This is a genomic window from Aeromonas salmonicida (assembly GCF_028355655.1).
GTDB lineage: Bacteria > Pseudomonadota > Gammaproteobacteria > Enterobacterales > Aeromonadaceae > Aeromonas > Aeromonas salmonicida.
Genome location: NZ_CP110645.1, coordinates 3,693,032 through 3,706,839, shown reverse-complemented (window position 1 = coordinate 3,706,839; position 13,808 = coordinate 3,693,032). Strand labels below are relative to the sequence as shown.

General features: G+C 55.5%; 12 protein-coding genes and 1 tRNA gene. 12 read left to right on the top strand and 1 reads right to left on the bottom strand.

From position 1 onward, the window contains the following. Positions 1 to 1,020: an FAD-binding oxidoreductase gene (locus ONZ54_RS17135; RefSeq protein WP_271786757.1), complete on the top strand. Its 1,020-nt coding sequence runs from the start codon at positions 1 to 3 to the stop codon at positions 1,018 to 1,020. Positions 1,021 to 1,103: 83 nt separating this feature from the next. Beyond that, positions 1,104 to 2,129, top strand: coding sequence for a UDP-glucose 4-epimerase GalE (galE, locus tag ONZ54_RS17130; RefSeq protein ID WP_271786756.1), 1,026 nt, complete (start codon positions 1,104 to 1,106; stop codon positions 2,127 to 2,129). A gap of 180 nt (positions 2,130 to 2,309) precedes the next feature. Here the strand turns inward: galE and ONZ54_RS17125 are convergent, their stop codons facing one another. Next, positions 2,310 to 3,059 carry a DsbA family protein gene (locus ONZ54_RS17125; protein WP_271786755.1) on the bottom strand — a complete coding sequence of 250 codons (750 nt, stop codon included), beginning with the start codon at positions 3,057 to 3,059 and terminating at the stop codon, positions 2,310 to 2,312. Positions 3,060 to 3,257: 198 nt separating this feature from the next. On the opposite strand from ONZ54_RS17125, the gene ONZ54_RS17120 reads away from it, so the two are divergent. The 10 genes from ONZ54_RS17120 (at position 3,258) to ONZ54_RS17075 (ending at position 13,572) form a co-directional block, all read left to right on the top strand. After that, positions 3,258 to 3,345 (top strand) — tRNA-Ser (locus ONZ54_RS17120). A gap of 225 nt (positions 3,346 to 3,570) precedes the next feature. Next, on the top strand, positions 3,571 to 4,341 hold the full coding sequence (locus ONZ54_RS17115; protein WP_265431623.1) for a LuxR family transcriptional regulator: 771 nt from the start codon (positions 3,571 to 3,573) through the stop codon (positions 4,339 to 4,341). 230 nt (positions 4,342 to 4,571) lie between these two features. Beyond that, positions 4,572 to 5,090 (top strand): type VI secretion system effector Hcp1, encoded by a 519-nt coding sequence (hcp1, locus tag ONZ54_RS17110; protein WP_021140316.1) that lies wholly within the window; start codon positions 4,572 to 4,574, stop codon positions 5,088 to 5,090. Between the two features lie 188 nt (positions 5,091 to 5,278). After that, positions 5,279 to 5,578 (top strand): type VI secretion system PAAR protein, encoded by a 300-nt coding sequence (locus ONZ54_RS17105; RefSeq protein WP_271786754.1) that lies wholly within the window; start codon positions 5,279 to 5,281, stop codon positions 5,576 to 5,578. Positions 5,579 to 5,589: 11 nt separating this feature from the next. After that, positions 5,590 to 7,635, top strand: coding sequence for a type VI secretion system Vgr family protein (locus ONZ54_RS17100; protein ID WP_271786753.1), 2,046 nt, complete (start codon positions 5,590 to 5,592; stop codon positions 7,633 to 7,635). Then, positions 7,635 to 8,504: a DUF4123 domain-containing protein gene (locus ONZ54_RS17095; RefSeq protein WP_249276931.1), complete on the top strand. Its 870-nt coding sequence runs from the start codon at positions 7,635 to 7,637 to the stop codon at positions 8,502 to 8,504. Before ONZ54_RS17100 ends, ONZ54_RS17095 begins: the two co-directional genes overlap by 1 nt. Continuing rightward, a complete protein-coding gene (locus ONZ54_RS17090) occupies positions 8,501 to 11,680 on the top strand; it encodes a T6SS effector BTH_I2691 family protein (RefSeq protein WP_271786752.1) in 3,180 nt (1,059 codons plus the stop codon). The genes ONZ54_RS17095 and ONZ54_RS17090 overlap by 4 nt, the downstream gene beginning before the upstream one ends. Further along, on the top strand, positions 11,680 to 12,423 hold the full coding sequence (locus ONZ54_RS17085; RefSeq protein WP_271786751.1) for a hypothetical protein: 744 nt from the start codon (positions 11,680 to 11,682) through the stop codon (positions 12,421 to 12,423). The genes ONZ54_RS17090 and ONZ54_RS17085 overlap by 1 nt, the downstream gene beginning before the upstream one ends. A 69-nt stretch (positions 12,424 to 12,492) precedes the next feature. Then, on the top strand, positions 12,493 to 12,684 hold the full coding sequence (locus tag ONZ54_RS17080) for a hypothetical protein (RefSeq protein WP_271786750.1): 192 nt from the start codon (positions 12,493 to 12,495) through the stop codon (positions 12,682 to 12,684). A 93-nt stretch (positions 12,685 to 12,777) separates the two neighbouring features. Continuing rightward, positions 12,778 to 13,572 (top strand): hypothetical protein, encoded by a 795-nt coding sequence (locus tag ONZ54_RS17075; protein ID WP_271786749.1) that lies wholly within the window; start codon positions 12,778 to 12,780, stop codon positions 13,570 to 13,572. Positions 13,573 to 13,808 lie beyond the last annotated feature (236 nt).

Genomic DNA, 13,808 nt, shown 5'->3' with positions numbered 1-13,808 from the left:
ATGACCTCCACCTCTCTCACCCTGCGCTGCATCGGTCGTCGCGCCGACACCCATGATGTGGTGAGCTGGCAGTTCATGTCGCTCGCAGGCAGCCTGCCTCCCGTGTTGGCCGGCCAGTGCGTGACCCTGCACTCAGAGATAGATGGCCAGCCCATGTGCCGCGCCTATACCCTCTCTTCCTGCCCGCAGGATGATTTCTGGCAAGTCACCATCAAGGATGTGGGGCTAGTCTCCCACCATCTGCACCAGAGTCTGCAGGTGGGGGACGAGATCCGGGTCGACGGCCCTTTTGGCGACTTCAACCTGACTGCGCTGCCCTGCGAGCGGCCGCTGCTGCTCAGCGCAGGCTCCGGCATCACCCCCATGTGGGCCATGTTGCGCGACGAGCTTGCCAAACGGCCTGAGGCGGACATCCGCTTTATCCACAGCGCCCGCTCGCCAGCGGATGTGATCTTTGCGGATGAGCTGGCTGCGCTGGCTGAATCTCATCCCGGCGTGCGCCACGCTTTAGTGCTGGAGACAGTACTGGAAGAGGCACCGACGGCTCATCCCTGGGTTGGCCGGCTCACTCCCGCCATGCTCAAGGAGCTGGCGCCGGACTTGCTCGCTCGCCACGTCTATCTGTGCGGCCCTGCGCCTTACATGGCGGCGGTGAGTAGCATGCTGGCGGAGCTGGGGTTGCCGGCGGAGCAGTTGCATCAGGAGTCGTTCGGCCTGCCTGCTGTTACATCGGGTGCGGCGCCGGTTGCGGCCGCCAGCGACCATTTTTGGCTGACCCTCAAGAAGAGCGGCAAGAAGGTGAAGATACTGCCGGGCCAGACCCTGTTGGCCGCACTGGAGGGGGCTGGCGAGACCATGATGGCCGCCTGTCGCGCCGGTGTATGTGGCGCCTGTCGCTGTAGCACGACCGGCGAAATTGAGCGCCAGAGCGTGATGACGCTGAGTGCACAGGATCTGGAGGGCGGCGTCGCACTGGCCTGTTCCTGCACAGCAAAGGGGGATATCAGTCTCGATTACTGATGGTGTCATGAGTATCTCAGCCTTTTCCTGGTGAAACCTGGCGAGTAGACTCAACCCAGTTTCACCAGAACACGGGATAACAAATGACAATATTGGTCACGGGCGGCGCCGGTTATATCGGTTCCCATACTCTGGTTGAGCTGCTGGGTGCCGGGCAGCAGGTGGTGGTGCTGGACAACCTGTCCAACTCTTCCCCCGAGTCCCTCAAGCGGGTCGAGCGGATCACCGGCAAGCCGGTCATCTTCGTAGAAGGGGACGTGCTGGACAGAGCCTGCCTGCAGCAGCTGTTTGCCGCCCACAAGATTGAATCCGTGATCCACTTCGCCGGTCTCAAGGCGGTGGGGGAGTCGAGCCAGATCCCGCTCACCTATTACCAGAACAACATCACAGGTACCCTGGTGCTATGCGAGGAGATGGCAAAGGCGGGCGTGTTCCGGCTGGTGTTCAGCTCGTCGGCCACCGTGTATGGCGATCCTGCCTCTGTGCCGCTGCGGGAAGATTTCCCCACCAGCGCGACCAACCCCTATGGTCGCTCCAAGCTGATGGTGGAAGAGATACTGCGTGACTTGTCCAAATCCGATCCGCGTTGGGCCATCGTGCTGCTGCGCTACTTCAACCCGGTCGGCGCCCACGAGAGCGGCCTCATTGGTGAAGATCCCAACGGTATCCCCAACAACCTGCTGCCCTATATCAGCCAGGTGGGCGTCGGCAAGCTCAAGGAGCTGGGGGTGTTTGGCAACGACTATCCGACCCCGGATGGCACAGGCGTGCGCGACTATATCCACGTGGTGGATCTCGCTCTCGGTCATCTCAAGGCGCTGGCCCGCATCGCTGCCGATACCGGTGTCTTTACCTACAACCTGGGCACAGGCCAAGGCTATTCCGTGCTGCAGATGATCAGTGCGTTCGAGGCGGCCAGCGGTCGCACCATAGCGTACCAGATCAAACCGCGCCGCCCCGGTGACATAGCCGAATGCTGGGCCGAGCCGCACAAGGCCCGTGACGAGCTGGGTTGGCAGGCGGAGCGCGGGCTCGAGCAGATGATGGCCGACACCTGGCGCTGGCAAAGCCAGAACCCGAATGGCTATGGTCCTGCTGCGAAGCCGTGATCAAGGATCATGCGCTGCTCGGGAGCCTCATTTATTCATATAAACTCCGGTCCCTGCGTTGCTCTTCGCCTTGCTGACAGCCCCTCGCGACTGCCCATCAGTTCTGAGGGCTAAAGCCTGAATGGCAAAACGCCCCGGCATCGCAATGCCGGGGCGTTTTTTTATGTGCGAAGGGCCTGGTTACTGAATGCTCTTGCCCGCTCGCACATCCTTGATGAAGCCTTTCAGACTTGCCAGATCGCGGGGTGCGCCACGCAGTATCTGGTCACCTATGATGAAGGCCGGTGTGCCTGAGATGCTCATGGCTTCGGCCAGCGCCCGGTTGGTGCCGAGGTTCTGATCTATGCTGCCATCCTTGATCTTGGCCTCGACCTTGCTCCAGTTCACCCCGGCCGCTTCCGCCAGCTGCTTCACCTGGGCTTCATCGGACAGTGGGCCCTGATGGGCGTACAGCTTTTCGTGGAAGGCCTGGTATTTGTCAGGCTGACCCAGTTGCACTGCCAGCGCCGCCCGGGCCGCGAAGTAGGAGGTCTCGCTCAGGATGGGGAACTGCTTGTAGATGTAGCGGATATCTTTGTCGTCACCCAGCAGTTGCTTGATCAGCGGATGGGCGCGCTTGCAGTAACCGCAGTTGTAATCGAAGAACTCGACCACGGTCAGGCTGCCCTTGGGGTTGCCGCTCTCGGGATCCTTATTGGAATAGAGCTGCTTGGCGTGTGCCTCGATCAGGCTTTTGTCGTTGGCCGCCTGCTGGCTCTCCTGCTTGGCACGCAGGGCATTGGACATCTCGACCAGGATCTCCGGATTCTTGACCAGATAGTCGCGCACGATTTGCTCGACATCGCTCTTGGTCAGCTCGCTTGCCTGAACCGGCGCCGCAAGCAGGGTGGCGCCAGTTAGGGCGCAAAGCAGGGCATGTTTGATTCTCATAAGTCCATCTTGATGGGAATTTCGTGATGGTCACTATAGTGGGTGAGTCTGTTTTCAAGTCAAGTTATCTGGTTGAAAAAGCGCTGTTTCTGCCCGTTTTATCGACTTTATGCGTCATTTAGCCCAATAAATCGGCAAACGAACTAAAAGGGGATTTACAAGCCGGATCGCCATGGGTAATATTCGCCGCACTGTCGCGGAGGGGTGGCAGAGCGGCTGAATGCACCGGTCTTGAAAACCGGCGATGGGCGACCATCCGTGGGTTCAAATCCCACCTCCTCCGCCATTTATTCAGCCAAAAAGGCCATCCGAAAGGATGGCCTTTTTGCTATGTGCTCAGTGCCCTTTCAACGGTACTTTCATACAGGTATATCTGAATTTTCAGAATAAACTGTGGGCAATCTCCGATTTTGTGACAGGCCCAAGTGTGCCGTCCGTTGACGCTTGTTAACATGCGATACGTTTCCATGTTTGGCCACCCTATCTTGTGCACGATCCTCACACCGTAGAAATGAACACCCTGCATGCGCTGGATCTCATCGCCCAGTTCGAGACGGCCGCTGATGAGCGCACCATAGTAACCCTGTTGCGTGAACTGACAGCGCGCATGGGTTTCGATTATTTCAGGCTCGGCCTGATCTTCCCCAGTACCATCCAGCGTCCCGACGTCATCATCTTCAACGGTTGCCCGCAAGCCTGGGTAGATACCTACACGGCCAGCGGCTTCTTTGCCATCGATCCCATCGTCAAACGCGGCATGACCCAAAGCACTCCCATTCTGTGGGCCGATGTGGCGCGCGATGACGAGCGTTGCGATGAGCAGGGCCGGGAGGTGATGCAACTGGCCAGCGAATTCGGCATTCGCGATGGCGTGACCTTTCCCTGGCACGGTGCCAACGGCCATGTGGGCCTGCTCTCCTTCATCACCAGTACACCACGTAGTAGCCAACAGTGGCTCTCTGCTGTGCCATTTCTCAGCTGGCTCTCCATGCATATCTTCGAGGCGGTAGCCCGGGTCTGTCTGGCCGGTCTGTCACCGCAGGATGCACTGAGCGTACGGGAGCTGGAGGTGTGCCGATGGGCGGCGGAGGGAAAGCAGGTGAGTGACATTGCCCAGATATTGGGGATCACTCCTCGTACCGTGACGTTTCACCTGAACAATGTAGTGAGCAAGCTGGGAGCCAGCAGCAAGAGCCAGGCCATCTCATGGGCCCTGAAGCAGGGTGTCGTCAGGTTGAATGTAGAGATGGCATTGGTTGCCAATGTGGATGAAGGGCAGTGATTCACTTTGTATCGCGCAACAAATTGCGCAATCTGCGAAATATTCAGCTGGCTGGGCAACCATTCCCGGTGTAAACGGTGGTCGGGCGCAGCTTATTGCGTCATGTGAGCTGGCTAATGCAGAGCTATATTGTTAATACATTGAAAAATATGAAATAAAAAGAGTGGCATGGTCACTGCTAATGGTTTCGGTCGAGTGTCATTACCGTTCAACCAATCAGGAGCATACACATGCCAACTCCATGTTATATCAGCATCGAAGGTAAAACCCAGGGCAACATCACCGCGAGTGCCTTCACCTCCGATTCCGTCGGCAACATCTTCGTGCAAGGTCACGAAGACGAGATGCTGGTACAAGAGTTCCAACACGTTGTGACCGTACCGACTGACCCGCAATCCGGTCAACCGGCTGGTCAGCGTGTCCACAAGCCGTTCAAATTCACCGTTGCCCTGAACAAGGCCGTACCGCTGATGTACAACGCCCTGGCCTCCGGTGAAATGCTGCCGAAAGTGACCCTGAAGTGGTATCGCACTTCCGTGGAAGGCAAGCAGGAGCACTTCTTCTCTACCGTGCTGACCGATGCCACCATAGTCGACATCGACTGCCAGATGCCCCACTGCCAGGATCCGGCGAAGTCTGACTTCACCCAGCTAATCCAGGTCTCTCTGGCCTACCGCAAGATTGACTGGGAACACACAGTTGCCGGTACCTCCGGCTCTGACGACTGGCGCGCACCCAGCGAAGCGTAAGCTCCGTTCTCTTATTGACGTTATTCCTTGTTGCACACCCAGGGTTCTGGCACTCGCAGTGTCAGCGGTTGCCAGACCCGTGCAAATTTTCTCCGGCCTGTTCATCTGGATGTGGTCGGAGCTTTTGTGTTTTGCCATATGGCCCAGGATCTCGGCCTTATTGCAAAGCACAACAGAGGCCAGTCGAGATGTGTTCCACTATTTCAGTGCTCGGTAACACAGGCACCGACCACGATGGGTTCCACCCATCCCCCGTGATTGCCGCCAGCCCCGATGTGTTCCTTGATGGCAAACCGGTAGCCCGTCAGGGCGATCCGCTGGCCCCTCACGTCAAACCAAACAATCCCCCCCATCCGCGCAGTATCTCGGGGGGCGTCGGCACTGTCCTGTGCTCTTTGCGGCGCAGTGGCAAGCCCATCGCCGTGACCGGTACCGCCATCGGTTGCGGTGGGGTTGTGATTGGCTCGGGCAGCGGACAGGCAGGATAAGGAACAGCGTTATGGCAGACAGCACAGGATTACAATTTACCGTCAAGGTAGGGGCGCTGCCCGAGAGCACTTTCGTGGTGGCCGAGTTTGCGCTGGAAGAGGCGCTGAACAGCCCGTTCCAGTTGCGATTGGAATTGGCCAGCCCCCAGCCGGATGTCGACTTTGCCGATGTGCTGGACCAGCCGTGCGAGCTCCTGGTGTGGTACAACGGCGAGTTGCAGCGGCGGGTGTGCGGGGTAGTGAGTGACTTTGCGCAAGGGGACAGCGGTTTTCGCCGCACCCGCTACCAGCTGCTGGTGCAGCCGGCGTTGTGGCGGCTTTCGCTTCGTCACAATTCCCGCATCTTCCAGGCGCAAAAGCCCGACGAAATCCTCTCCATCCTGCTGCAAGAGCACGGTATCACCGACTACGCCTTTGCGCTCAAGAATGAGCACGCTAAGCGGGAATACTGCGTGCAGTACCGGGAAACTGACCTTGCGTTCGTCAACCGGCTTGCCGCCGAAGAGGGGCTCTTCTATTTCCATGAATTCGACGCAGGCAAGCACCGCATCGTGTTTGCCGACGATGCGGCGGCGCTGACCGCCGGCCCCGAACTCTTTTTCAATCTCGGCAACCGCTCGCTGGAGCAGGGCCCTTATGTGCGTCAGTTCCACTACCGCGAGGCGGTGCGCCCGAGCGATGTGGAGCTGAAAGACTACAGCTTCAAGACCCCGGCCTACGGGCTCTCCCACAAGAAGCAGGGCAGCGAGCTGGAGCACCAGCGCGACACTTACCAGCACTTTGACTACCCGGGCCGTTACAAGCAGGACGGCAGCGGCAAGGCGTTTGCCCAGCACAGGCTCGATGCGCTGCGCAATGACGCAGTGGCGGGCAGCGGCAAATCCAACAGTGCAGCCCTGCTGCCGGGCCAATTTTTTTCGCTGACCGAGCATCCGAACGGCAGTCTCAATACCGACTGGCAAATCGTGCGCATCAGCCACACCGGTTTGCAGCCGCAGGCGCTGGAAGAGGAGGGGGGCAGCGGCCCGACCGTCTACCACAACGAGTTTGGGGTGGTCAAAGCGAGCACCACCTGGCGTGCCCGCATTGGCAGCCAACAAGCCCCCCACAAGCCCATGGTGGACGGCCCGCAAATTGCCATCGTGGTGGGGCCGGAAGGGGAGGAGATTTACTGCGACGAACATGGCCGGGTAAAACTGCAATTCCCGTGGGACAGATATGGCAGCTCCAACGACCAGAGCTCCTGCTGGGTGCGGGTGAGTCAGGGCTGGGCCGGTGGCCAATACGGCATGATGGCCATCCCCCGTATCGGCCATGAAGTTATCGTTTCATTTTTGGAAGGGGACCCCGACCAGCCTATCGTCACCGGTCGCACCTTCCACGCCACCAACCGGCCGCCCTACGAGTTGCCTGCCAACAAGACCCGTACCGTGCTGCGCACCGAAACCCACCAGGGGGAGGGCTTCAACGAGCTGCGTTTTGAAGACCAGGCAGGCAAGGAAGAGATTTATATCCATGGCCAGAAAGACCTGAACGTGCTCATCGAAAACGATGCGGCCTGGCACATCAAGCACGACCAGCACACCGACATCGACAACGAGCGAGTCACCCGCATCAAGGCCAACGACCATTTGAGCGTGGAAGGTGAGAAGCGGGACCATATCAAGGGTGACCTGTCGCTGACCGCCGATGCCAGCATGCACCATAAGCTGAGTCAGTCCCTGCTGGTGGACGCGGGGAGCGAGGTACACCACAAGGCGGGTATGAAAATAGTGATGGAAGCGGGCGCCGAGCTGACCCTGAAAGTGGGCGGCAGCTTCGTCAAAATAGACCCAAGCGGCGTCACCCTCAGCGGCGGTTCCATCAAGATGAACTCCGGTGGCAGCCCGGGTTCCGGCTCCGGCTGGGGTGGCCAGATGCCGATCCAGCCCGGTGAGGTTGAAGTGGTAGCACCGCCGCCGCCGATGGAGCCTGTGCGTCAGATTGCGACGCTGAAATCGGCAGAGCCGGTCTGTGAAATTTGTGAGCAGTTGGCCGGGCAGGAAGGGGGCGATTGATGGGAGCTATCCCACTCGAGATGACGCCCGATATTGAGCTGGCCAACGCTGAGCGGCTCTATTTGCTGCTCGATGGTGCCCGTATTCCCGAGCTGGAAAGGGTTTTGTTCGAACAGGATGATGCTCCCGTTTATCAGCCTATTTATCTTTATGCTCCCTGGGACAGCCTGCGAGAGGTGAGCCCCTGTCTGGTGTGTGCAACGCCTAATCTGCTCGATTGGTTTATGCAAAACCGTGAACCATCATGGGGTTACCTGCTATCGTCCCAGCTTGGCTTGTTGCCTCTTGCTGAGCGACTGAGAGCGCTAATCGAAGTCGAAAGCCCTTACGGCAGCCGGATCCTGCTCAAACTTGCCATGCCTGAAACCATGTGGCGTTTGTTTATGGATGACGAGCCCTGGCTCTGGCAAGACGTTGAGCAGGTCTGGATCCCGGTGCGGCAAGCCAACCAGCCAGTGTGGTGGCACAAGACAGTGTCACCTGAGCTGGGTGAGCCGGTTGGTAAACGGTTCAGACTCTCGGATGCGCAGTGGACTCGGCTGGGGGAAGTCAGCTGGCAGCACACCCTGGATGTGATCCGGCAACACATGGCCAGCTGGTTCCCGGCCCGTTTGCAGGAACAAATTGAGCCTGCAGCATGGATTGCCCGTTGGGCCGAACAGGCCTATGGCAAGGGGTTCGAGAGTGAACGGGATTTGCTGCTGTTTTTCAATGTGCTTGGCTACCTCGGCAGTGGCTGGTTTGAGCAGGATGAATATCCCCGTATAAAGGCCTTGATCACTCAGCCTTCGGCACAAACCCCATCGCAACGTATTGAGCAAGCCGCTGAGCTGGCGGAAGCACTGAGCAAAAAGGATCAAGACGCATGAGTACGCCCAATCAAGCCGCCCAGTGTGCAAGTCCAAACAACAGCAAGAGCCCGGCAGGAGTCTGTCCGCTCAAGAACAAGAAGATTGCCATCATCCCTGTGCGTTACGCCCTCGATGAGCCGTTTTCCCTGCCACAAAAGCAGCCCCATCCAGTGCCTGCCGGCGCTGGCTTTATGGCCCCGCTCAAGTTTAAAGAGAGCGACTATGCCTTGCGCCAACTGCGTGATGGCTGGCTCTATGTTTATGACGAAAAGGCCAAGACGTTCGATGAATATGAAATAAAGGGCGCGACTTTCATCAGTCAAAGCAAGGGGAGCAAGGGTCATCTGCTCTACCCGGCGAGTCACACTCTCTCCCTCATTTATTCTCCCCAGCGCTGGACGGGGCGCATCAAGAAAGAGATGGAAAAGAGCAGCAGCTTGCGCAGTGCCTGGATGCGACAAGTCAAGCTGGGCAGCTTTGCCAGCTCCATGAAGGCACCCCATTGCGGCCTGCCTGATTTACTCGACAAAGTCGCGGATCTGGGGATGTCGAATCAGGGATTCGTGCTCTCTTGTGCTCCACTGGCCAAGCCGACAGAAGAGGATCAGCAAGGGATCAAACTGTTGGCACACAAGCCTGCGGCTTCACCCGCCGCCTACAAGGCGGGAATGCCAGATCCCCAAAGCGCCATGGTGGTCGCTCTGGAGGATCCGCTGGCCGATCTTGCCGACCTTTCCATGAAGGTCAATCAACTGCTGGCCAAGCGGGAAGCTTTGATGGGTGAAGATGAGAAACTACGCAAGGTAAACACGCACAAGCTGATGATGGCCGAGGTGACGCGCAATCTGGCCAGGGTGCGACTTGATGAGAAAGATTTGCCCGCCTCCGTCAGGGGCAATGTGGCCAGGACCCAGGCCTTTGAAGAGGCGCTGGATGATTATCTTGGGGATCGTTATCTCGCGGATATGGAGAGCATGACAGCAGAGCCTGGCGTGGTGAGGTTCGACTCCCCCATGGAGAAGCAAGCAGATGCCAAGCTGAAACTCTTGCGGGAACAATATGGTTTCAACCCATCCCAAAAGCAGGTAAGGCAGTGGAAAGAGCGCGCCGCCTTTCAGGATGAGGTCAATTGGACTGGGCTCAATGCGTTTATCAAGCAGTATCAGGTGCCACTCAATGAGCTGGAACTGGCTCTGGGTCGAGCCCATGAGGACTTGTTCAATGGCGTGACCCGCCTCAAGGCCGAGCCGCTGCCCTTTGGTCTGGACAACAGAACGACCAAAGGGCAAGCCTATCTGCAGACCCTGTTTGCCGAGGCTGGGCAGGCGCTCTCCCTCAGTTGCAGCACTGAGACCAGGAAAAAGGCGCTGGAAAAACTGCTTGGCGAAATGAGCCGTGACAACTTGCTGGCGCTGGCCCCTTATGGTTTTGATATTGCGCTGTACAAGGGACTGAGCGAACAGACGGTAGACAATGCCTGGCTCAGCACTTCGTCTGGCGACATGACGGCCCTCTTTGGTAGAACGGCCGATCTGGAAACGCTATTAGGGGATGAGAGGCTCAAGCAGAAATCCTGGTTCCAGACTGCCGAAGCCGTGATCGAGGCCATGAAGGTGGCGGGAAAATCCATGGCCAAGGGGGCTCACGCCCAGATCATGGCGGCTATCTTGCCCCACGCCTGGAAGAACAGCCTGGCAGGCAATCTGAGGCTGGTGCTGCTGGAGTCGTTGCTCGGCGACCAGCCGCTGCAGGTCAACAGCGGCTATCGGATGCTCCACAACAGTTTCCAGCAGAGGGTCTGGTCCATTGTCAAAGAGATGTCGGCAATCAGCTCGCCACCACCCGGGCGCAATACCACGGTGCAAGCCATCAATGGCCAGCTAAAAACCCTGCAGCAACGGCTGGATACCCTGATTGCCAGCGAGATGCCCATGCTGGTCAAACTGAAAGGCGATCTTTACCAGCAGCAGGCCAGACAATATGTCGGTGACTATCTGGCGAGCGTGCGCAGTGGAGTGAATCAACGCATCACTGCCATGAACGAGAGAGTCCCCAACCTAGCGACCTTTGGTGGCTTGGTGGCCCTGCTCAATCTCTGGAACCTGACTGTGGTCATTGCAGGGACGGCGCAAAACGCCCAGTCCATCGGTCGGGGACGGGCAAATATGCAGCTGGGCTCGGCCTTTGCCTGGACGGGCAATGCCATCGCCGCGCTCTACCAGGGGGCTGCGTGGGGGCAGTTAAAGCCACTCACTGCCGATGGAGGTAAGAGAGCCCTGACAGCAATCTCGATAAAAGCAGCGATAAAAGATGGTGAGCATGCGGTCTGGGTTAAAGCCTTCTCTTTACGGATGCTGGCGTTTTCTAGTCTAGGTTTGGCTGCGGCAGGGCTTGAAGCCTTGGACAGTTGGCAGGCTAGCCAAGATCCACTGATAAGTGGCATGGAAAAAACACTCTTGCAGATGAAAGCAGGGGTGTTATTTGGGCAAGGTGGCATCTTCCTCATCCAGCTTGCGTATTTAGGTGTCAATAGTTTAGGTTTTTCATCCGTCGCTGCTATTTTTGCGCCCTGGATGGTTGTCGGGCTCTTTGTGCTGGGTATCGCCTATCTGGCTCTAACAGTGCTGCTGAATATCTTTAAACGCTCGGATCTGGAAAAGTGGTTGCTGCAATCGACTTGGGGCAAGCAGCCTGCCAACTGGTCTGCCGAGGATGAGCTGGCTCGCTTTGAACAACTGGTCAATAAGCCGGGGGCCAGCTTGACGGTAGTACGCTCCGCGCCTCAGGGTTGGATGGATACTGGCCGCCCCCAGTGGCAATTGCAACTCTCGCTCCCTGCGCACTTGCGGGGGCAGACCATAGGGCTGAAGGTGATCGGCCAACCGCTTGCCAGAGCCGGTCAGGTGGTACCGGCTCGTACCAAAGAGGATCTAGACCGTTATCATGCTGCTATGCAGCCCAAAGTGATAGAAACGCAGCGCGGACGCTGGGATGAGTTGGTCTATATCCTGCCGCTAGGCGTCGATACCAATTCGGCCATAAAATTGGAGCTGGGTTATCTGGGTGGCATGGTACAGCGGCAATTTATCTTCAAGGGCAGTGGCAATAGCAATGGCCCAATCACATTGGATGCAAACCAAGGCGAATTGAACTCAATGCCCGCTCTAGTGGTCGGTAAGCAAGGGAATAAATAATGGTTAAGGCAAACGAAGTAGTTGATGTTAGCGAGCAGGAGACCCCTTTTCGTCTATTACCGCAGGAAGAGCAACAACGTATTATCGAGGCGAATCAAAAAAGAGTACGTGAGGCACCGACGCTTCATGAATGGAATGTTCAGGTTCCTACACCATTCGCTTGGCTAATGATTCTAACAGTTACAACAATTATGACGTTGTTCGCTGTGGGTTGCGTATTGCTTGCTGGCGATGGTGATTGGGGATTTGCTTATCTAGCATTCGGTGTCGCTATGGCAATGATCCCCTACTTTCGTTATTTAGTGATGGCAGATAAAAACTATCATTACCGCCTTACAACGGAAGGCGTTATCGTCACTTATCAGGATATGATTCCAGAAGTGGCTTATACGATAGTCCGTGGCTTGGCTTGGTTGGGGGTGGTGGTATGTGTGATAGCTGTTGTCGTATTGGGGCCATTAGCGCTGGTTGGTGCAGGTGGTATGGCGCTCTTTGCGGTATTTTTTACTGACTTTAAAAGTGAAGTGTCAGAGCATGAAACCATGTTTAAAAAAGACTGGCCCTACACGCTTTCTATTTCTAATAGAAAAAAGGCGATTAGATTTGAATCAAACCCCTTTAAAATATCATATAGCGATAACTTATATTGTAAGCCTGAGGATTTTGAATGGGTTGTTGAACTGATTAAAGAGCAGATTAGATGCGTCGAGATAAAGTATATTAAAGGTCACCCAATGACCTAATGTTTATATCCTAGCTGTCATTAGGTAAATAACTATTGTGGCAGTTTACCATGGAAATTACCTGTCAGCTTGTTTGACGAGGAAGTCAAGCTGGTTCGTTATAAGACAGCCATGCAGCCCAAGGTGATAGAAACGCTGCGTGGACGCTGGGATGAGTTGGTCTATACCTTGCCGTTGGGTGTCGATACCAATTCGGCCATCAAACTGGAGCTCGGGTATTTGGGGGGGCATGGTACGGCGGGAATTTATCTTCAAGGGTAGTGGAAATAGTAACGGGCCCATCATTTTGGATAGCAGTAGCGGAGAGTTGGGTTCTATGCCGGCGCGAGTAGTCGGTAGTCAAGGAAATCAATAATGAACAATGCTAATAAAAAAAATGACATGAGTGAGCAGGGCGAGTCCCATTGCAAAACTTCACATGAAGAGCAACAAAAGATTGTTGAAGTCAACAAAAATAAAATAAAACACGCACCTACAGTGTATGAGTGGGATATTAAAGTGAAAGCAGTAGGAGTCCTTTTTGCTATATTGTTCCCTACGGGGATATTGTTTCTTGTTGGTACGTTTGTTTTATATGGAGGTAGCAACTCTGGCTGGGGATTTATAATTGTTAGTATTTTGGTTGCTCTGTTTTCTCGTTATTTATGGCTGGCTGATAAAAACTACCATTATCGAATGACAACTGAAGGCCTCATCACAAATTATCAGGATGCGATACCTGAAATGGCTTACGACATAGTGCGTGTGCTGGCTTGGTTAGGGGGAGGGGTATGCGTAATAGCTGTTACTATTTTAGGGCCTATTGCTCTAGTAGGTGCAGGTGGCATGGCACTTTTTGCATTCTTTTTTACTAATTTCAAAAAGGAAGTTACCACAGATTACACTCTATTTAACAAAGACAAGGTTAATCTTGTTAAAGTGGTTGGAAATATATCCTATATTAGACTTGAAACTGTTCCATTTGGTTACTCTGGGTTGGTGAATATATATTGCCATGAAAATGACTTGAATAGAATTTTATTGTTTTTGCTACCGACGTTGAGTTGTGATGAATATAGAGAGTTTAAATCCTTATCATCTTTAATGAAGGCTCCCCATAATAAAATTGATGTTGGTACTCCAAGAAAAATGGATGAGATCCAAGAGTAACTAAAGTGAAACTGTATTAGTGGCTGGAGCAATCTACCAAGGGTAAACAACCTGCTGGCTGGTCTGAGTAAGACGAGCCGGCTCGCTTTGAACAGCTAGTTAATAAGCTGCGGATAAGGATTACCATTACCAGCTAACGATCGAGGGCCTATACCCCAGTCCTTGGCTTGGTCTGGCTGGGATACACGTCATGATCAGGATAAAAAGTTGGGCGTGCGTGCAATCAAGCAAAAAGC